Origin of the sequence: Pseudoalteromonas sp. SiA1 (assembly GCF_018732205.1) — a bacterium.
GTDB lineage: Bacteria > Pseudomonadota > Gammaproteobacteria > Enterobacterales > Alteromonadaceae > Pseudoalteromonas > Pseudoalteromonas tetraodonis.
The window spans coordinates 516408-537414 of sequence record NZ_CP076085.1 but is presented as its reverse complement, the minus strand read 5'-3'; the positions used below and the strand labels follow the sequence as shown (position 1 = coordinate 537414).

Annotated in this window: 21 protein-coding genes; 2 read left to right on the top strand and 19 right to left on the bottom strand. The window is 39.0% G+C overall.

The genetic code is table 11. The features are described from left to right. Window positions 1-140: 140 nt before the first annotated feature. Window positions 141-1148, bottom strand: coding sequence for a LacI family DNA-binding transcriptional regulator (locus KK487_RS17770; RefSeq protein ID WP_010389326.1), 1008 nt, complete (start codon window positions 1146-1148; stop codon window positions 141-143). Between the two features lie 280 nt (window positions 1149-1428). On the opposite strand from KK487_RS17770, the gene KK487_RS17765 reads away from it, so the two are divergent. Further along, a complete protein-coding gene (locus KK487_RS17765) occupies window positions 1429-3678 on the top strand; it encodes a TonB-dependent receptor (protein WP_215522178.1) in 2250 nt (749 codons plus the stop codon). 35 nt (window positions 3679-3713) lie between these two features. On the opposite strand, the gene KK487_RS17760 is transcribed toward KK487_RS17765, so the two are convergent. From KK487_RS17760 to KK487_RS17750, 3 genes are read right to left on the bottom strand one after another with little or no spacing between them, the layout of a single operon-like run. Continuing rightward, the gene (locus tag KK487_RS17760; protein WP_013462992.1) at window positions 3714-4331 is read right to left on the bottom strand and encodes a GDSL-type esterase/lipase family protein; all 618 of its coding nucleotides are present in this window, start codon (window positions 4329-4331) and stop codon (window positions 3714-3716) included. Beyond that, window positions 4331-4855 (bottom strand): DsrE family protein, encoded by a 525-nt coding sequence (locus tag KK487_RS17755; protein ID WP_016900110.1) that lies wholly within the window; start codon window positions 4853-4855, stop codon window positions 4331-4333. The genes KK487_RS17760 and KK487_RS17755 overlap by 1 nt, the downstream gene beginning before the upstream one ends. 47 nt (window positions 4856-4902) lie before the next feature. Then, window positions 4903-5367 carry a flavodoxin family protein gene (locus KK487_RS17750; RefSeq protein ID WP_215522177.1) on the bottom strand — a complete coding sequence of 155 codons (465 nt, stop codon included), beginning with the start codon at window positions 5365-5367 and terminating at the stop codon, window positions 4903-4905. 97 nt (window positions 5368-5464) lie between these two features. Here KK487_RS17750 and soxR point away from each other — a divergent pair, with 97 nt between their 5' ends. Continuing rightward, window positions 5465-5923 carry a redox-sensitive transcriptional activator SoxR gene (gene soxR / locus KK487_RS17745; RefSeq protein WP_008468671.1) on the top strand — a complete coding sequence of 153 codons (459 nt, stop codon included), beginning with the start codon at window positions 5465-5467 and terminating at the stop codon, window positions 5921-5923. Between the two features lie 13 nt (window positions 5924-5936). Here the strand turns inward: soxR and KK487_RS17740 are convergent, their stop codons facing one another. The 15 genes from KK487_RS17740 to KK487_RS17670 all read right to left on the bottom strand — a co-directional run bounded on the left by KK487_RS17740 (window position 5937) and on the right by KK487_RS17670 (window position 20805). Then, window positions 5937-7103: a lipase family protein gene (locus KK487_RS17740; RefSeq protein ID WP_013462988.1), complete on the bottom strand. Its 1167-nt coding sequence runs from the start codon at window positions 7101-7103 to the stop codon at window positions 5937-5939. Between the two features lie 30 nt (window positions 7104-7133). Beyond that, window positions 7134-7646 (bottom strand): DUF6795 domain-containing protein, encoded by a 513-nt coding sequence (locus tag KK487_RS17735; RefSeq protein WP_013462987.1) that lies wholly within the window; start codon window positions 7644-7646, stop codon window positions 7134-7136. Window positions 7647-7823: 177 nt separating this feature from the next. Further along, entirely contained in the window at window positions 7824-8609 is a 786-nt protein-coding gene (locus KK487_RS17730) for a hypothetical protein (RefSeq protein WP_013462986.1), read from the bottom strand. A 60-nt stretch (window positions 8610-8669) separates the two neighbouring features. Beyond that, window positions 8670-8936, bottom strand: coding sequence for a hypothetical protein (locus tag KK487_RS17725; protein WP_215522176.1), 267 nt, complete (start codon window positions 8934-8936; stop codon window positions 8670-8672). A 102-nt stretch (window positions 8937-9038) separates the two neighbouring features. Beyond that, the gene (locus KK487_RS17720; RefSeq protein WP_215522175.1) at window positions 9039-9623 is read right to left on the bottom strand and encodes an SEL1-like repeat protein; all 585 of its coding nucleotides are present in this window, start codon (window positions 9621-9623) and stop codon (window positions 9039-9041) included. A 2-nt stretch (window positions 9624-9625) separates the two neighbouring features. After that, window positions 9626-10390: a ChaN family lipoprotein gene (locus KK487_RS17715; RefSeq protein ID WP_215522174.1), complete on the bottom strand. Its 765-nt coding sequence runs from the start codon at window positions 10388-10390 to the stop codon at window positions 9626-9628. A 118-nt stretch (window positions 10391-10508) separates the two neighbouring features. Further along, a complete protein-coding gene (locus KK487_RS17710; RefSeq protein WP_215522173.1) occupies window positions 10509-10976 on the bottom strand; it encodes a hypothetical protein in 468 nt (155 codons plus the stop codon). Window positions 10977-11358: 382 nt separating this feature from the next. Next, window positions 11359-11583 carry a hypothetical protein gene (locus tag KK487_RS17705; protein WP_215522172.1) on the bottom strand — a complete coding sequence of 75 codons (225 nt, stop codon included), beginning with the start codon at window positions 11581-11583 and terminating at the stop codon, window positions 11359-11361. Between the two features lie 7 nt (window positions 11584-11590). Further along, complete coding sequence (locus KK487_RS17700; RefSeq protein ID WP_252190561.1) at window positions 11591-15841, bottom strand: RHS repeat-associated core domain-containing protein; 4251 nt, start codon at window positions 15839-15841, stop codon at window positions 11591-11593. Further along, window positions 15841-16686, bottom strand: coding sequence for a hypothetical protein (locus KK487_RS17695; protein ID WP_033102977.1), 846 nt, complete (start codon window positions 16684-16686; stop codon window positions 15841-15843). The genes KK487_RS17700 and KK487_RS17695 overlap by 1 nt, the downstream gene beginning before the upstream one ends. Then, window positions 16683-17708: a hypothetical protein gene (locus KK487_RS17690; RefSeq protein WP_215522171.1), complete on the bottom strand. Its 1026-nt coding sequence runs from the start codon at window positions 17706-17708 to the stop codon at window positions 16683-16685. The genes KK487_RS17695 and KK487_RS17690 overlap by 4 nt, the downstream gene beginning before the upstream one ends. 2 nt (window positions 17709-17710) lie before the next feature. Beyond that, the gene (locus tag KK487_RS17685) at window positions 17711-18001 is read right to left on the bottom strand and encodes a PAAR domain-containing protein (protein ID WP_013462976.1); all 291 of its coding nucleotides are present in this window, start codon (window positions 17999-18001) and stop codon (window positions 17711-17713) included. A 38-nt stretch (window positions 18002-18039) separates the two neighbouring features. Next, complete coding sequence (locus KK487_RS17680; RefSeq protein ID WP_016900103.1) at window positions 18040-18399, bottom strand: hypothetical protein; 360 nt, start codon at window positions 18397-18399, stop codon at window positions 18040-18042. Continuing rightward, window positions 18399-20252 (bottom strand): type VI secretion system tip protein TssI/VgrG, encoded by a 1854-nt coding sequence (tssI, locus tag KK487_RS17675; protein ID WP_024602740.1) that lies wholly within the window; start codon window positions 20250-20252, stop codon window positions 18399-18401. Before tssI ends, KK487_RS17680 begins: the two co-directional genes overlap by 1 nt. Window positions 20253-20325: 73 nt before the next feature. After that, complete coding sequence (locus KK487_RS17670) at window positions 20326-20805, bottom strand: Hcp family type VI secretion system effector (protein WP_013462973.1); 480 nt, start codon at window positions 20803-20805, stop codon at window positions 20326-20328. Window positions 20806-21007 lie beyond the last annotated feature (202 nt).

The window sequence follows — 21007 nt, the reverse complement described above, 5'->3', positions numbered from 1 at the left end:
ATAACGTTTATAAAGCAAATTACCCATAGCTGGTAAATTACCGTGTGTGTTAGTCAGTGAATCCTGAGTTTAGAGTAGAATAAACACCATTGCAATCGTTTGCATTTTAAATTTAACAATTTATATACATGCATACTAAGTTAACGTTTGCTTGACTGGCGAGTAATTAATTCTATATCAATAACTTGTGATTCGACTTTTTCACCTGAAAACTGCTGTATTAACTTTTTAACTAACAAAGTCGCAGCAAATTGGGTGTTTTGTTTAATTGTAGAAAGTGAAGGATGGCTAATATCAGCCATGGCAATGTCATCAAATCCAACCAGTGCCACATCGTTAGGAATACTTACGTAGCGCTCTTTCAGCGCTTTCATCGCCCCCAGTGCAACCATGTCACTACAGGCCATAATCGCGTCAAAATACAACCCTTTTTCACGTAATAACTGATTAATTGCTTGATAAGCAGAGCGACTGGTAAGATCAATGGATATAACATGCTGCTCAAGTTTATGGGTAGAAAGTGCAGCAGCGTAACCACGATGCCTTTCACTAATTTCACCATGCTCAGGATCGCCTAAAAATAAAATATTTTTAGCACCGTGTTCTATTAAATGAGCGGTCGCTTGCATTCCTCCTAAGTAGTTATCACTGCCGACAATAGGATAATTGCTTTGTGTTTTTGGATCCCCCCATACAACTAAGGGAATACCTGCATCGGCAGCCGCTTCTATATTAGTTTGGTTTTTTCCTTGCCCCACAACAATAATGCCATCTGCTCGGCGGCCATTAATAAAGTAATTAGCCCAGTCATCTTGCGCCATAATAGAGTTAGATAACAACAACTCTAACCCCTGTTGATTAAGCGCAAGGTTAATTTCGCTCACTACCTTGAGTAAAAATGGATCGCTGATTGATTGCTCGGTTTGCTCATCAAGATTAATAATGACGGCAACAACATTGGTCTTTTGCGTACGCAAACGGCTAGCCGCCGTGTTAAGGCTAAAATTATGTTTTTTTGCAAGCTGCTGAAGCTTGTCGCGGGTTTCTTGCTTAATGAGCGGGTTATTATTCAGCGCGCGCGAAACCGTTGAGGTAGACACCCCTGCAAGCTTTGCTAAATCAGCTAATTTAATTTTTTTATTATTCATAAAACCCTAAACGCTCCACTGCGGCTGTTGCTATATCTAACTTACTGACAATATAGCATTATTATTTTTTACTGGCTTGCCCATTAACTTAAAAATTACGCTCTTGTGTAATTACGCTCAATAAAACAACAGCCCTTATTAATAAATAATTTACAAATAAATATTGCAAACGTTTGCATTTATCTCTAGAGTTTCAATTTATACAGCCTGTTTACATTAAAATTTAATCAATCTCGCTGTAATACACACTGTTTAACACACTAAAAACGGGATCTCACACATGAAATTCAATAAAGCAAAAAGCATGCTAGCCTGTGCAATTACTTTAGCCCTAAGCACACACGCTGCTCTTGCAGCAGAACAAGCAAAAGAAAAAAAGGTTGAGCGAATTGTCGTTTCTGGTACACCCGCAGGTGTTGGGATCAGAAAAATTGATGCCAGCTACGCTGTAACAAATATTGATTCATCACAAATTATAAAATTATCACCTAAAAGTACTGCTGACTTATTTAAAGCCGTTCCCGGTGTGTGGGTTGAAAGCTCTGGCGGTGAGTCTGGTGCCAACGTATTTGTGCGTGGGTTTCCAGGAGGTGGTGATGCGCCATTTTTAACACTCAGTATTGAAGGCTCGCCAGTTTACCCTGCGCCTACTCTTTCATTTTTAGAAAACTCATCGTTATTTAGAATCGATGAAACGATCGAAACAATGGAAGCACTGCGTGGTGGTCCTAATCCTGTGCTATCCAATGGTCAGCCTGGTTTAACAACCAACTTTAGATTAAAACGTGGCAGTGAAGATACTCAAGGCTTATTTAAATACACCACCTCAGATTACGACTTACAGCGTGTTGATGCTGTAGTAAGTGGCGAAATAACTGACGACCTATATTTTATGGTAGGCGGCTATGTTAAAAGCTCACCGGGTATTCGTGATGCAGGCTTTACTTCTGAAAAAGGCAGCCAATTTACAATTAACATTACTAAAGAGTTAGACAATGGCGAGCTTAACTTTTATACCCGTCAAACAGACGATCATGGCGCATGGTACTTACCAACACCACTCAATGTTAATGGCATTGATGCTGAATATACCCAACTTGGCACACTTAACCGTCAAGCGACGATTTTTACCGGCCCAAATGCGCAAGCACACGACATCGACCTAGGTGATGGCCGAGGATGGGATGGCCATGTATCCGGCGGTAGTATTAAACTTGAATTTGATAATGGCTGGCAATTTATTGATCGTTTTAACATTACCAAAGGCGATGCCAATACATTTGGCCTAGTACCCAATGGCTCAGCAACGACGGTTGGTGAAGTGGCCGACAATGGCCAAACTGCATTTGGTGCGGTAACTGACACCGAATACGCTAGTGACACTGCGATTCAGCAACTGGGTCGCTGGGTAGTATTAAAAGAAATAAGCTCGTTTACTAACGACTTAGCTTTTTCAAAACAATTTGGTGACGTATCAGCCACTTTTGGTTATTACACAGCAAGCACATCTGCGAGCGATTGGTGGAGCTTAGGTAATACGGCGTATCATGTGCTGGAAGCCGGTGGTGAATTATTAAATGGTATTGAATGTAACCAAAACACTGACGGTTGTGGTTTTAATTACGATATCAGCTCAACAGGCGATGCACGCACCAATGCCCTTTACTTTACAGGCCAATATAAATTTGCAGATGCATTTACACTTGATTTAGGTGTACGTAAAGAAAACCATGATGTGCAGTACAGTGTTGATGAAGACCTTGACGGTATTATTACTAAAACTGTTGATTACGATGAAAGTAAAACCTCATGGACAACCGGTTTAAACTATTCAATTAATGACGACATGGGCGTGTTTGCACGTGTTAACCGTGGTTATAAAATGCCATATTTTGATGACTTTAGAGATAACTTTGGCGCATACCAAGGGGGTGAAAAACTAATTAAAGAAGTAACGCAGGGCGAACTAGGTTACAAGCTTATTTCAGACTCTACCGACTTCTACGCCACCTTTTTTGTCAATGAAGTAAAAGGCGATACCTTTGTAAGTCGCCCGGGTGTGCCGGCTGAAATTTTAACCAACGAAGCGTATGGTGTTGAACTTGATTACAACTTTAATCATGAATCTGGCTTTTCTGTTAATTTAAATACCACATTACAACAAACCGAAATCACTGAAAGTCCAGAAAATAAAGGCAATGAAGCACAGCGCCAGCCTAAATGGCAAGTACGTGTAACACCAAGCTATGACTTTGAAGTAGACGGCATGTATGCCACTTTATATGGAACAATTTCAGCGGTAGATGACCGCTTTGGTAATAACGAAAACACCGTGACACTTGATGGCTACGAAAAAGTAGACTTAGGTTTAATTATTGAACCAATGGAAGGCATTAAACTGCAATTAGCCATAGATAACCTAACCGACGAGCAAGGCATCACTGAAGGCGACCCACGCAATGCCGACGCCCCCAATGGCCGTTACATTATGCCGCGTACAACACGCTTAAGTGTTAGTTACGCATTTTAATACACTCCCTAAGCAATAAATTAAAGTCGCGGTGTTTAGTACACGGCGGCTTTTTTTATTATAGGTGTCAACCTATTAGCAAGCTCTCTATGCGCACTAACGGGTAAGTGTATGCCCTCTTTCTTGCATGGTTTTATCAGCGGATAACAATCTAAAAATTCACACGTGTGACGATCAGAGGCGGCTTTGAACTCAATGGATAATTGTTCAGCTTTTTTACCTGCACCTGCGTAAATGCTTTTATAACTTCCCACTTCACGAACCTTGGGCGGGCTTATAATGATTATCTTTGATATTGTTTTACAATGATAAAAGGCTTTAATGGCTAAAATTAACTCCTCAAGCGCTTTGCCAATATCGATAGCAAACAGTGCAAAACGTGCTTTTAAGTCATTGGTGCCAAGCTGAATAATAACAACATCAACAGTGTGCGCTTCCAGATACGGTTTTAAATATTTAATGCCCGATTTATCTCCCATAAACGGGGGGTTATTGACTAAAGTACGATTAGGCTCCCCGGCTTCAATCACTTCAAAGCCGGTGCCCAACTGCTGCTTTAATAAAGTAGGCCAGCGTTCAATTTCGCTCAGCCGTTTGCCATCAACAGGAGAAATACCAAAGGTATTGGAATCACCAAAACACAGAATATTCATTAAAACGGATTCAATGTATAGCCTTGTTGCTGTAACTGCGCATGCGCAGTCATCGCAGAAAGCGCCATTTTCACCCCAGGTATAAGCTGATCTGCTGCTACCTTCATATGCATTGCCGACTGCCCGCATACATATACCTGCGTGTTATTAGCAAGCAGCTGTTTAATTAAAGATTCGGTTTTGTTATCTTTTTCAAACCGAGCTTTATAATCACTGTTTTGCAGTACATCAACGCTGGCTCCACCGTGTACCACCAGCGCAAGCTGAATATTTTCTGGTTTTACGCCGTGAGCCACATGCATATTAATAAATCGCGCTAACGAATTAATATGATTATTTTGCGCGCCCTTTTCAGCGCCTTTACCTACATCAAAAGCTATCTTAAACTGCGCTTGGCTTAAATCAGACACATGCTCGGGCACATTATAAAAATAACCATAGTCTTTAATAACAGGCGCAGGCTCTGCAGCAAGAGTACTAAAGCTAGCCAAAAGTAAGCTTGAGCCAATAAGTAACGTTTTCATACATCATCCTTTTTACTTTTTGTTTAGCCTAACGCTATTTAACGTGATTAACTAGCCTGAACATGTGAATGCGCTTTAAAAGTCATTCCTAAATAATTAAAGGTATGTTTAAACATATCGATAAATGCGTCTGGCGCAGAGGGAGATGCAGCATTAGACAACAGTGAAAACTGTTTTTGACGTAAAGTTCTAAGCTTCGGTTTTAACGCCTCATCATCCATGTAATCTGTGATCCTATCTATAAATGCTTTCATTTTTGGCGTGGTATTATACCAGTACACAGGCGATGCGAACACCCAATGTTCGTAACGAAGTAACACTTCAAACAAATTATAAAAATCATCATTGTGATACTGCTTATCGTAGCGATAAGGTGAAATAACATAATCATCTAAGCAAAAAACAATGCCGCTTTGTTGCTTACTATAGGCATTAACTTGCGCGGTAGTATTGCCATTTTTACGTCCACTTGAATATATGATTGCGATATGGTGTGCTGATTTTTCTTGCATTGGGTTAGCTCCTTTTCTTATGATGGAGCAAAGCTTAAAACCTCAAGTTAAGTTCAGGTCAATAAGAAATAATTTAATTTTTAAAGGAATTAAAGTGATGGCGGTACAAAAAAAGCTTACTGAAGCCAACTTAACGGTTGGGTTTGTCGCTAAACGCAGTGGCGTTAAGGTATCTACACTGCACTTTTACGAAAATAAAGGGCTAATACGCAGTTGGCGAAACAGTGGCAATCAACGACGCTTTAAACCAGATGTACTAAGGCGAGTCGCAGTTATAAAAGCAGCACAAGCGATGGGGATCACGCTCGAAGAAATTAAACAAACTCTGGCAACGTTACCAGAGCAGCGCACACCTACCCAAAAAGACTGGTCTGCACTTTCAAAACAATGGCAAGCACAGCTTGATGAGCGCATTGCTTATATGCAACGTCTACGTGAACGGGTTGATGGCTGTATTGGCTGTGGGTGTTTATCAATGAGTAAGTGCCCTATTTATAACAAAGACGACCACTTAGGTGAAACCCAAAGTGGTGCCATTTTGTTAGAGCGAGATTAAGGCTTATAAAACCTTAATCTAGACCATTTAAGCCTTCTCGGGCAGCGCGATATAATGCCCCTAGAGTTGAATCAAATACCGATTTAATAAAACTGTAAGTCAGCTCTACGGCTTTACTAATAACTTTGCCAGCAAACACTAACATGTGCCCGAGTAAACCTAAGGTTTGTGTTGCAAATGAAGCTGACGCTTTGGCTATTTTATCAAGCGTTCGCGCGAGCATATCGTAAAAAGTTAAACCTGTACCTATGGCTGCTTGCGCCGCAACAGCACTGTAGTAGCCCGAATCTTTTAATAAGGTAACTAACGCAGCGCCAAGTTTATCTGCCCAATGCGAACTAAATGAAGCTTGATTTCTGTCTTCAAACTTCAAACGTACCGGCGTGCTTAAAAAGTGGTTTGCTTTTACAGTTAAATTACCCCAATCATTACTGTTTGCAGTATTAACATAGCCTGGCGTACCACTTAACTTGTGTGCTGCGCCTTTAAGGCCCTGACCATTATCAAGACGAATTTCTTGGCCATTGTAGGGCGCATGTGAAAATGGCCACAAAGGCACTTTTGTAACCGGATCAGCACCGTGTGTACAGCGGTATATTTTATCAATACGAGAAGTAGCAGCGCGCGAAAAGTTATCAAGCCCTACTCTTGGCGAGCCAAATGTATATAATTTAACGGGTAACGAATACTCTGCTTTTATCCAATCGGCTGAAAGCGTAGCCAATGCACCACCTAAACTGTGACCAACAATGTGCACACAGCCGGTTATTTTGTCTCGAATGTTAGCCGCTACAAACTCTTGTAAAGCGGGCTTCATGCTATAAAAGGTTTTATTAAACCCAGCATGTACCATACTGCCATTAGAGCCACCGCTTAACCCAAAGTGTGCATCTGTTAGGCCATCTCTAAGAGAGGCCGTGCCGCGAATAGTGATTACTGAATCACCTTGATACAGCCCTTGGCCATGTCCTAGCAAACCAAAACCAGTGCTTAAACCAAATAAATGAGAGAAAAAACCACCAGATATTCCTTGTACTGCTTCAGGGCTAACCCCAAAGTTAAAGCTACCTCGCAGAGAAGGATGCAAAGAATTATTAAGTAACGTGGTACTTTTAATACTCTTTGCTTTATAAGCAAGCAAAGCAACTTGTACAGCTTGTGTAGGAGTTAAAGTATTCATAAAATTCCCTTTAAATGATTATGTTAAAAGTTACATTTTACATGCACCATATATCGTAAAGAAATGCTCTGGTGCTTCTTCTATAGGTATGTCGTATGTTTGTGGCTCTTCGGCAATATCACACTCTAAGTTAGCGAGTAAGTTTTTTAGGGTATCACTCCCTTCGTGCATAGACACGGTTGTGTACCAAAGTACAACGCCCTCAGGCGTACCATTTTCTAAATAAACATGCTGAACCAGTGATTCATTATCAAACATGTTTGCAGGCTTACTCGTTTTTATAGATTTTTCTGTGAAGGTAAAAAAACCATTTTCATCGGTTATTGCTTCATCTTTATATTCATCACCATAAGTAAGCGCACGTACAACCTTAGTATTTGCAACAGGCTGCCCTTTATCTAACAACTGCCCCTTCATCGGAGCCGATAAAACAAAATCCTGCTTATTAAAAAAACCAAACATATCTGCACAAGCCTGTGTTGTAGTAAAAATAATAGTAATAGATACAACTACCAAAAAGTAAGCTTTAAAACGCGATAACAAAATATACAACTCCCTACTATTAGCCTCAAAATATACGTGTCGTATTGCTATTTAATGACGTTTTAAACTCTTAACTATCAGCGTTAATGAAATTGCCATTTCAACTAAAATTTATTCTAATTGGGTACAAAGCGCACTGCAAGCATTTAGAGCAAAAAACAAGCAATAAATCTTTCCCTAAAAAAACACTTCATAAACCAGCTTACATATAATGCTAAACCCTAGTCCCATCATTAATATATAGCCATACAAAATAGCAATAGCGCCACCCGATGCATCCCCTATTTTGTCTATTTCAATACATGTAGAGCACACTATAAAAAAGATAAAAAAGTTAGCAATTAAGCCTAATATATAAGCTTCGCCAAATAATGGGGAAATACCGACTAATAACGCACTTAGCATAATAAGTATGCCTGAAAGCGCCTCCTTCAGAGAAAACTTATACTCAATAATTTTGAGCACCAAGGTCACGACCATTAATGCTAAAAAATAAACCGTAGGTTTAAACTGGCTATATAAATAATCCACACTAAACATTTGGCTAATCGTTAATGAGGGCTCTTTAGCTGGGCTTAAATCTTCTGTTATCGCGCTTGAAGCGTCATCGGTAAAAAAATACGCTACCGCAACAATAATTAACTTTATCATTCCAAAAAAGATAAAACTGGCGACCATAAACCCTATTGAATCGTCTCTGGTTAATCGCTTGTTTGCTTTACTTTCTACAATTTTAGCTAGCAATACACCCAATAAGCACACACTACCTAAATAAAGCAGCGCGACCCAAAACTGATCAAGATAAAAAACCGATAAGCCAGGGGCAATAAATAAAAACATTGAATCTTCATTATCTAACGAACTTTTAGGCTCAACGCTGTATTTTGACTGTTTAAAAAGTGCTAAATAAACAAATAATGGCTGTAAAAACAGCATTAAAATGCAGGTGTTTATAAGAGTCATTTATCATCCTTGATTACTGCCAACACACTGCGCCGAGAGTATTGGCAATTTCGAAACTAATTAAAGGTTTATTTTTTGAAAGTAGGTTTTAAGCTTTAATAAGCCCGACTCAAGCTCAAACTTTTGTATTTTAGGGTTTTTAAACTTAAACCCGTTTGAAATATGAGTATTAATCATCGTCGCCATGCCTTCAAACCCCGCAGGGGCAGTTGCAACTAAATCGCTCAGTAATGGCTGAATAAGCTCTTGATGCTCTTCAATTTTGGTTGGATCCTCGTAAATATCGTATACAAGGTTGGTTAGTGTTTGTTGGTGTAGTTGTTCCATAATAATTCTATAACGCCTTAACTTTGGCGTTTATAGCTCCTTTTTATTTCAATTAAATCTGTCATGCGAATATCAAAGTATCAATTTTACTAAAATTGCATTTTATTGTTCTGAGTCAATAGATATTCCCGCTTCTCGCATTTGTTTTTTTAATATAGCTTCTTTTTTTTCTTTATAATTACTTTCATCTAAAAAGCGTTTCTGTTTAGCTGCGTTTTCAATATCACCTAACTTTGTATATATCAAATATAGTGCTTCATGGGTTCTGGTTACTCTCATTTTCTCTTCTTCAATACCTTGGTTTTCATTTAAGTATTGACTATATAAAGCAATCGATTTATGTAGGTTTTTAGTAACAAAACGCCCAGACTCATATGCAAAAGCCAATGCTAAGATTCCATCAGGATCACCATTTTCAGCATGTACTTGAGCCTCCGTGATATAACGGCTTCCATCACTTGTATGTAAACCTATAACTTCTAGCGCTTGCCAATATCCCATTTCGTAAGCTTTTTCGCACCATTTTTCAAGCTGTCTAGGCGCATACATCAGGCTTTTTTGGCATTGAAGTATCACTGTGTTTTTGGATAACTTAGGATCATTAATATCATGCTTTGGAAATAAAGTTCCAGCAAATGAGTCGGAACATAATATAAGTATAAAAAAAGTATAAATTAACTTTTTCACTACTATATACCTTTTACTATCGAGGTATTTTCAGGCAGGTGTACTTGATAAGATTTTACTGCAGTTTGAAATGGAAAACCTTCTCGTGAAAAATATTGCTTTTTAAGGTTACCCTTTTCATCAGAATAACCCTCACAACTTCTTTGTGAGTAACAAGCAGTACCACCGATGAAGTCAATAAATCTAAGTTTTAGCGTGCCTTCCATTTTCACAAGTGTATCAAGACCTTCTTGATATTTAGTTGATCTAACAGCATGCCAACGATGCATAAAAGCAACAACGCGATTTTGATTAGTTTGATTTAAAATATTACTTATATTTTGAGCCCAAACCATATTTCTAATGGTGTGACTATTAAAACAATTACCTGCTAATGAATTATCATAATCACACGATTTATCAATAGACTCCATCTCATCCAAAGTCAAATCAAGTGCAATTATTTTTAAGCCTACTTCCCGAGCGGCTTTAACCAGTTCGCCATATGCTTTAGGAACTAAATAACCCCAAGCCCAATTATCATTAAAATATTGCTGAATTACATTAAACCCTTTACCTGTTCGTTGATAAAACTCTATTTTTTCTTGCATAGAACGAGGTAACATTTCAATTGCAAAATGAGTAAAGCCAGCTGTTTTAAGTTGCCTAAGTGCTTTTATAGCTTCATATTTGTAGATTGCGGGATTGTGGCTTGATTCGCCTAACATAACTAAACGCGCATTGCCCGCCATTGTTCTGTAATTTACATCCGTGTTTATTTTATTCATTTTATTTCCATATAAGTTTATTTAAATTATATAATTACTGCAAAGTATAGTGATCAACTACTGGGAGTTTAGGTTTTCTGTTTATTTTTAGTTTAAAAAACCAGAACATATACTACCTTTATTTAATACCATCTATTTCTTTCAGCACATTTAATAAAAGATCATTACCATTTTTAGAGATGAAATTTGCATGTATATATATTCTATCCTTTTTACTAAAATATATTTCTCTGTTTGATATCTCTGATAAATAGTTTTTAACTAATTCTGACTCTACGCTTCTAGTACGTTTAAAGAGCATTGACCTTTCCAATTTATCTCTATTTTTTAAGGCAAAAAACGCTGAAAGGTTTGCCATAAAGTGTGTCAAATCTTCTTTATTTACTTCTAAAGACTCCAAAAACTTTATAAAAGCCTTATCGAAAACCTCAGCGTTATCATTACTCGCTCTTAAAAAAGATTTAACATACCCGCCAAGGTTTGCCCCATAATTATGTAGGTCAAACTCAGGGGTTCTTACAAAATAGCTTTTTTCTCCACATAAGAAACTATTCGTCTGATTTTGCCTTATCGAAGCTTCAAACAAATTTGTAATGTAATATCTCTTGGTCAATTGTATTAAAAGTGTAAGTGTTTAACTGTATCTCAGCTTTAATTAAAAACTCGAACAAATAACTTTTTACTCTAAATGCAATTCGTTTGACATAGAAATAATATCAGTTATTTCACAACTTGCACCTAGTCGACTAAGAAGCTTATAAACGTTTTCTAACTTATTAAATCTACTTATTGCAAATGCTGAATAAATGTATTTCATCAGCTTTGAAGATATCTACTTTTTTGATGTTCTATCAAATCATAAGCTTCATGTAATATCTTTTTCATCTATCTCATTTTTTTGTTTGTAGCTAATGCTGTTTATCTTTTTGTACTTGACGACTACATAGCATCTAATTAAAGATTAAAAACTACTTATAAGATATTATTCTCGTTACGATTCTTTTCTCATCCCCTTGGTACTCAACTTTAATTGATTTACAGAAAAAGAATTTATCCCAAAAATCTTTATCAATATTCTGAATACTCCTACCGCGCTCATCACTAAATATATGGTATTTATTTTTTTCATTATCAATAAAAATCAGATCACATTCATCATTAGGGTTTACTGAACTAAACTTTATATTTTTCATATTTATCCTACTTTGTAACTATTTTATGACGAGGCATCTTTATTGGTTTTGAAAATTTAACTTTACCTTTATTCTCGGGTTGCCAAAACTCAACAAAAGCTTGAGTACCACCGCCAATATAATGCTTGCCACCCTTCGAAGTCTGAGGAGCTACTTCACCCAAGTAAAGAACTGTACCCTTATCCATTAAGACATTTGTATGGTATCTCATACTATTATAAGCATTTCTCCCAAAGCTTTTCAGAGCTAGCTTTTGGCGAACATCGTATCTAGAGGAAGGCATATCTCCTATCGCTACATATGGTCCTGCCGGATTTGATCCACCGCCAGAAAAGCGATGGCCATTTAAAGCTTCTAGCAACTTAACTTTAACCGCCTTATTATTGGTAAACCCCTGATTCGGTCTATCAACAAATCCTATAACTTCATATGATCCTAAAGGAAGACTATCTAAATGCTGCTGAAGCAAATCACTACTCTTATCAACACTTTCCTTACAACTCAACCCAAACGGATCAACCCAATTAACCGGATTCGGTGCATATTGATAGTGGTTTATACCACCCACTAAACCAATCGGGTCTTGGTTTATAAAGCGTTGTTGTTTAGGGCTGTAATAACGATAGCGATTGTAATGTAAGCCGCTCTCTTCGTCTAAATATTGCCCTTGAAAGCGGATTGGCTGAGTGAAGCTATTTGTAGTGTTTGCCTCTGACTCTTCATAACCATATACATCTGCTTGGTTTTCCCAGACTACTTCTGTTTTGTTGTTGGTTACAAAACGTGGAGTATTCAGTTGGTCTAGGTGGTAGTAATACACCTCACCTTTTTTAATTAATGCTAATGGGTGAAATTGATTTGGCAGGTTGATATACCAAGTATATTCACCGTGTTGGTATTCGCCAATTAGCTGGTCGTTATCCCAAATGTAGTCAATTTTACCGTGCTCGGTATGCTTGGCAATACGGCGCCCGAGTGGGTCGTAGTCGTATTGAGTGAGCGTGCCGTTGTTGTTAAAACAACTTAGCTGATTAAACGCGTTGTATTCACGGCGGGTTTTTATGCCTTTACCGGTTTCGCGTATTTGGTTACCAAATTCATCATAATGAAAGTCGCTGTCGCCAAAGTGAGTTAAACGGTCTGCATCAGTTGTGCCAGTAATAACATCATCACTTAAATCACTGGCAAGTGTTGCTACACTTGAATCGTTATATTCACTATGAATTACATTATGTGTGCTTTCTGACTGATTACTTTCAACCTTATTGCTGGCGTCACTAGCATCGCTATCATCATTTAGCTGAGTCGTTTGTTGCTCTGTTAAATCGTTATTTTGAACCGTTGACTGGCTAACTGGGTTACCAAAGCTATCCCACTGGTATTGGGTGGTTTTTGTGTTCTCAGAACTTACTAGATTTTGCTGAATTAACTGGCCAAGGCTGTTGTATTCAAAATTAATGTTATGGCTGCTAACGCCTTGCTCTTTACGCGCAATCAACTGGTTTACGCTGTCGTAATTGTACGTACAGGTATCAAATAGTGCTTGCGCAGGATGGGTTAACTGCTGTTGTGTTAGGCGGTTAAATACATCAAATTGTTGGGTAAGGGTTATGTCATTACCAAACTTTTGCGTTTGAATATTACCTTGACTGTCATAGCTAAGCGCTGCAAGTTCAACAGCCGTGCTATTGGCTTGCTGTAAGTGAATGCCACTCAATTGACCAAATTTATTATAACTGTAATTCAGTTTGCTTGAATCTGGCAAGGTCAGTGATTGCCTTCTGCCGTAGTCGTCGTAACTGTATTTTAAGGTATGGGCTTGTTGCTGATTATGTACTTGCTCAGCACGTACTAATCGCCCGCCTTTATCAAACTGCTGCTTTAAGGTTGATTGTGCATTGTGCGCACGAGTAATTTTACCTTGCAGGTTATAGCTGTAGTAATTGGCGTTATTAACGATGTGAGTATCGGTTGCCAAACTGGCATGCTGCGCAATCACGCGGCCTAATTTATCACGCTCTATTTTTACATGGCGTTTATCGCTTTGTGTAACCGAGGTTAAGCGGTTGCAAGCATCGTATTTATATTGCTGTAGCGTGCCATCAAATCCAGTTACTTGCGTTGGGTTTTCGTTAGCGTCATAACTTATGCGGTATACATGGCCGTCGCTACGTTCGATAGCGGTTAGGTTACGCTCTTTATCGTAAGTTAAATGCAGTGCGCTGCCGTCTGGCTGAATAACACAATGTGGTTGGCTTAGCCCTTCAAAGTGTTGCTCGGTGGTATCACCCTTACTGTTTTTTGAGCTAATTAACCGCCCTGCATCGTCGTAACTAAAATGTTGCTGCTGTTTGTGCTCAGGGTCTTTTTCGTCAAAGGCAATGGTTTGCGCAAGCTGGCCATGCTCATTGTATTTATATTGAGTCAACAAACCTGCGTTATTAATGGTGGCATTAACACGGCCTAAACTGTCGTAGCTGTAACGAATAAGCTCATCGTTATGGTGCTTGGCTAAAAGCTCGCCTTGCTCGTTCCATACAAATTTAGTGACTTGACCATCTTTATTTATGTGTTGGGTTAGCTGGCCAAATTTGTCATAGCTGTAAAGTACGGTGCGACCGTCGCCAAAGGTTTCACTTTGCAGTAAACCCGCTACGCTGTATTTACGGGTTATTGTTTGACCATCAGGCAAGGTGGTTAATACACGCTGACCCAATTGGTTGTAAGCAAATTTAGTGACACTGCCATCTGGCTGCGTTATTGATTCTAACTGGCCGTAAGGGGTATAACTGTATTTTATTTCACTGCTATCAGGCTTTATTTCCGTTATTTTTTGGCCTTTTGTGTTATAGCCGTAGTGCCACACATTACCATTAGGATCGGTGTGCTTAACTAACTTACCTTGCGCGTTATGTACAAAGTGTTCTTTGTGGCCACGCGAATCTATACAAGTTGTTTCACCAGCGTCTAAATTATATTCAAACTGATACGTATAGGTGTTGTTATCGCCCCATTGTTTTATACATTTAGCACTTGATGAATAACTATCCCATTCAAAGTGATGGCTAAAACCACTGGCACGAGTACGCTTAGTTAATAAGTTAGCGGCGTTATAGCCATAATGCTCTGTTTCACCTTGCTGATTGGTCGCGCGAACGAGATTTTTGTTTTCATCATAATCATATTGCGCAAGTAACGGGGTTAGTAATACTGGCTTGTTGTTATCACCTGTACGATAAGCCGAAATGTTTGCCAGCAACCCTTGCGGGTTATATTTTAAAATACAGCCACGCGCTTTATTTACCTCAACGCGATGCAAGCGCTCTTTAGCATCGTAATAAAAACCAATACTTTGGCCTTTTTCGTTAATAACTTTTTCGAGCAACCATGAGTTTTCGCCAGCTTTAAACGTAAGATGCTGATCATCTGGGGTTACCAATACTTGCTTACCATTAGTTTGGTAATGCAACGCCAAATTACTGCTTAGCTGATAGCTCGATTGCCCCGGTTTTACTTTTTCAAAGCGGTGTTTAGCGCCATGCTCATCTTGGTATTCTAACCAGTAGGTGCCTTTTTGTTTTGGGCCTACTTTAGGTGGCGGTAAGTAATGCTCAGTTAACTGCACCATAAAGTCATGTCGCCAACCATTCCCCATTACACTACAAACATCCGCATGCGATGAACGGTATAGGCGTCGCCAAATTAATTGTTTGCTGCCTGCTAAGGTGAAATCAATAAGCGGCAGTATTTCTTCACCTGAGAGCATAGAAACTGGATCCGAGCGGCACTCTTGTTGGGTGATTGGTTCTTCACTTGGGGTATTATTACTTGCACCGCCACTGTTTTTAGCCGGCGCTTGAGAGGCACTTTTACCTGAGGCTTTTGAACTGCTCTTACTACTTGGCTTTTTACCTGCTGCGCCGCTATTGGTGTTATCACTTACCTGAATGGCCGACTTAGCTTTTTGGTGATAGCAACTAATAGTACCTGCAACCAAAGCTTGGGTTAATACACTCGCGGTTTCACGTGCAGACGCACCGCGCGAACAGCTCACTCCTGCAAGGTTAAGCAAGTTAATAACGTCTAAACGTTTAGCGGCGTCGCTAGTAAGCGCACTGCCTATTTGCGCAATTTGATTTTTGGCACTTTCAGCCGTGTTAGCTGCTACAGCAACAAAGCCCGACGGCGCAGAACCTTTACCAGCGACGAGGCAAATTGGGTAACTTATTCCTTGTAAAACAACGGTATTACTTTGCATTAGCTGTCTACTTCCTCACTTATCCATAAGTATGATGCTGCACCTTGATGCTTTGCTTGCTCTTGGGAGAGCATTAATGCATAACTAAAATGCTCAACAATTGCAGGGCTTGTGGTTAATTGGTACAAATTAACTAACCCTTCTAGTGCGCCTATTTTCCCTAATTTATAATTGGGTAGTTCGTAATATGTGTGCTCATCAATTAAGCTAGTAAGTAGCTGTAAATTGTTTAGCCAACTATCATCATCTACCCCATTTCCTGGTGCAAAAATTAGATCAATCTTATTCTCTGTTTGTTCAGCTAATCGCGTAAGCATACCTGCTAGCTGATTATGTTTGCTAAAATCAATAGATGCTGCAATCTCATGGCTTACCTGCGACCACCCGCAAGGCACCATTTCAACTACAGCCAACGCACCACCTACACCTTGATATACAAACTGCTGCTGTTTATTTGCTTTAAAAGTTGCATCTAAAGCAATTACATTAAATTTTTGCCATTTTTTTTCACCAGCCAAAGCTATAGCAGAGTGTGCACCTGTTGTTCCATGAAAAATCAGCTCACTGCTATGATCGGGGTATAACTGTTGTAAGCTTTGAGCTAATAACTGTTTGAGCTCATCTTGAAATGATAATGCCGGTAGTAACCAAATCATCGGCAATGTGCTGTCGGTGACTTCTGCCATTAATTCTTTAGATTTAATTATGCAATCGTAAACACAGGCATCCCAAGACTGCCATTGCAACTCATTAAAAACAGCACTGTTATCGTCAAATAATAATGCATCTACGCTGCTAATATTTGGGGCTGAAAAGCATGTCATCTCGATTGAAAATGCACTCATGATGCCACCTCGTCCTGAGTTTTATTGGCAGCGAGATGTTGATAATAGCGATATAAATTAAACACCCCTTGGCTATAGCTATCCATGGCCGATAAATAAATGGCATTAGGCACTTCATCAAGAGGGTGCCCTGCAATCAGTCGTAAACTCGACATGGCGGTTTCATATTTAGGCCAGTTATGTTTTAACTGCTGCTGAAAATTTATTAGCGCGCTTTCATCACCTTGCCAAGCGAGTCGCTGGATATCGTATTCCACTAGCTGATCGAGTTTATCACCTAACATGCGCCTTATTAGCGCAATAATTAACGCGGGTTGCTCTACCTGTTGTAATAAAGAATTGGCTAAAACAATCAGTTTTACAAAACCGCTTTGTAATAAAATATGCAATGTGTGATCAACCGATAAGGTATTACTGGCATGATTGCTTAAGCTATTTACTTGCTCAAAATTTAATGACAACAAAAATAACGACATTAAGGGTGATAGATGGGCTTGCTCACTTAATGCATCAAAAATAGCCGTTAATATCTGTCTATCGTGGTGCTGCGCAAGGCTGGTAATTTGATTTATAGTAACCAGGGTTTGCGGGGGAATTTCATCATCAGCACTGTAAGCAAAAAACAAGGTGTTTAAATTTAATAGCCGAATTAAGTTAAAGCTATGCTGTTGAATAACGACTTTATTTATAATGACTTTAAAAAAGGCACTCAGCGCTGGCTGATTAAGCAATTCATTTATAAATATAATATTTTTATTTTGTGGCAAGTTAGCCATGACTTCAATACATGCTTGGGCAACGAGCTCGTCATTTTTAGTGTTACTGAGTATTTCAAGTAATTGCTTAATGGTAGGTAGTTCAAAGTTATTTTTTTGATTATTGTTTTTTGCCGTTAACCAACAGCTTTCTAATAGCGTTTTTCTTAAATAGCGAACATGACCTACACACGTAAACGGGCACAACTGAGCATTACTAATTTGTAGTAATTGTGCTTGATGATCACTTAAATAGGTCGTTAGCAAAGTTAACCACCAATTAAAACAGTTGGGTTGCCCACAACGATTTTTCCGCCGTGGCCACTATCATCGCCCATTCTAGCCGCAGGTTTACCATTAATTTGAACACTACCCGAGCCTGTTTTTACACTGTCTGGCGGTCCAACACACACTATCATGTCGCCTTTGCGGGCAGCGGGCATGCCACCTATTAATACATTGCCAGAGCCAGCAACTATAGGTCCGCCCACATGTGGAACTTTAGCGGTCACTTTAGGGCATACATGCATATGACCAATTGTAGCAGCGGGTTTACCCATTTTGACTCCTTGTCGTGTCTTTGTTTGTTTATGAAATGCTATTCATAAAGCGGGATAACTAATAGCTTGTTACTGGTTACCAGTAGCGAAATTTCTTCAATTAACTCATCTTTACTGTGATCAGAAAGTGCCACAGCGCTTTGAGTTGCATATTGATATAAGTTTGAAATTACATTTTCACTATTAAGTGCATCACTTAAATGAATAAAAAACTGCTGTGCATAATAGCCATTCATGGCTTTTAAATGACTTAAAGCCGGGCTTAGTAATGGATCATCTGGCCTGTTTATCGGTAAACACACTAAATGAGGTAAACCATAACGGCAGTAAACAACGTGCCCGTTATTTGCAATGCCGTTTCTAAATCCTGATTGAAAGTTATTGACTATTTCCATCATTAATTTAACTTAATTACACCAGCAGATAAGGTAATGGCACTGCCATCTACTTTTACATTACTGCCTTTAATATCAATGTTTGTACCTTCAATAGTAATATTGCCACTACTGCTCATTTTAATTTGCGCCGAGCCTGTTTTAATCACTATTTCGTCACCCGCTTCAATATTAAGCGTTTTACCGACTTTTAAGGTGTCATTTTCACCCATTTCAGCAACACGGTTAGCTGTGACTTTGAGATTATCGTTATTAAGAATTTCAACATTACGGTCGTTATCTATTTTTTCGTTTTGATCGTTTTTAACGTAAAGCTGTTTATCTTTTTCGGCTTGCATATACACAAGCTCGCTGCCTTTTTTATCCTCAAAGCGCAGCTCATTAAAGTTATCTGCTCCACCTTCTTTAGTTGAGCGAGTCTTAATACCACTTTGCGTTTTTTCACCAGGTAATGCGTACGGAGGCATTAGGTCTGCGTTATAAACAGCACCGCTTATTATAGGTTGATCTGGGTCGCCATTAATAAAATCAACCAGAACTTCTTGACCTACGCGGGGAAAGAAAAAGGCGCCCCACTTTTTGCCAGCCCAGTTTTGTGCAACTCGGATCCAGCATGAACTTTTAGAGTCTTTTTTACCTTCACGATCCCAATCAAATTGCACCTTAACGCGGCCATATTGGTCAATCATAATTTCATCGGCGCTATCACCCGTTACTATGGCTGTTTGTACGCCGTTGATAACCGGTTTCTTTTTGCTCACTTGCGCTCTGTATGGAATGTCTTTTGGCACACATTCAAAGTGGTTAGAATACACTTCTTCACTCGATGCTTGTGCAGCGCCTGATTGATTTGGTACCACAATCGACGTCATCATCGAGGTGATAGCAAAGGTTTTACCTTCAAGGCGTGGGTCTTCATGTTTTTTGAAACTAAACAGTTTACCAACAGAGAATGAGCGGCAGTCACTGCGCCCGCTCGAGAGCTTCATGTCTCTTTGCAGTGACTCTAGTTGAACTGATGCCAAATTAGCCGCGCGGGGATGACACTCTGCTTCAGCTGTATATTCAAAAATTTCTGATACCGATTGGGTCGGTAATTCTGCGTTTGCTTGCTCTGCATCAGGGTAACGTGATGGCTGTTTAAAATCGTAGCCCAAACGTTTGAAACTACCTGGCGCTAAGCTTAATCCGCCCTGCCAACGCGAAACATGAGACTCACTTAAATGGCCAGTTGAATGAACAACTTTAGCCTCACCACACATTTCATATGCGGTAATATCATCTGCTAAAACTAATGTATGGTTACTTTTTGTATGCTCAAAGAAGTAAAAAATCCCCTCGCTTTGTAATAAGCGTTGGATAAAGTCAAAATCTGACTCTTGGTATTGCACACAGTATTCGTATTTGGGGTAGGTTTTACTGGTTTTATCTGAAAAAGCCACATTGTGTTGGCCAAACAAATCAGCAAATATATCTTTAATTGTTTTCTTTTGGAAAATGCGACTGTTTTTACGATTACGCATAGAAGCGGCAAAAGGCACAATGGTAGCTTGATAATCAATGTAATTTTTTTGCTCATCAACATCCGCCGTACGGCTTCCGTTAGAAACAAGCTGACTCACGATACCGTGATAATAACGCTCTCCGCCACCCTCGGCATTTTTTACCTTGATAGAAACAGGCTTGCCAACCAGATCTTCATGTGCAATTTGTTGGCCTATGGTGTACATATTGACCGACATAACAAACAAATCTGACATGGCTTCTTGCGCAACGAAGCGTGTTAAATAAAGGGCGTCTTTACCAACAGGAGTACTAATTTGAATTACGTTTTTATCTTGTGTTGCTTTTTGCATTCCTTGCTTTTCCCATCCTGAAGATCAAAAAAAGCCCTGGGCAAAGCCCAGAGCTACAATCGGGTAACAAATATTACATTTGTTGACCTTTAACACCGCTGTAACCATATACAAGTGGTGCAGTGATGTTGTTTTGGTCGTCAGTTGGTGTAACAGTCATCATCATTTCAGTGTAGCTGATAGTGATTGTTTCAATTGGACGGTCGTTTTGAACTGATACTGAGTAGCTAGAGATCATGGCATCTGTAAGTTCGATTTTCATGATTTCTTCAACTTTATCACCTTGTTTAGTGATATGGAAAACAGCAGGTAGACCTTTACCAATAGTTGCTTCTTTGAAAAGATCCGGAGATGCTTTATCTTGAAGTTTAGTAATAGTCACATCGCCTAAACGAGTAGAGCTAGATTCACGATCCATCGCCGTACCAGTCGCTGCGCTAATTTCACGGCTAACGTTCCAATCTAAAGATAAAACTGTAATTAAATCTTTGAAAGACTCAGCAGTAGTTTCGCCTTTGATTGAACCGTATTTTAAATATGTATTTGCTTGCATTTGATAATGCTCCTTTTTATTAAACAATATTATCCATTATGTGGATTCGTTTACTTTGGTTACCCAAAATTCCTTGAAATCATTATCTTTAAAACAGCAATGAAAAGGTCTTCAGAATTCCTTTCCCTAGATGAAGACAATGTCTCAAAAATTCCTTGTTTCTATATAAGACACACGAATTATAATGCCCTAAAACTAAAGA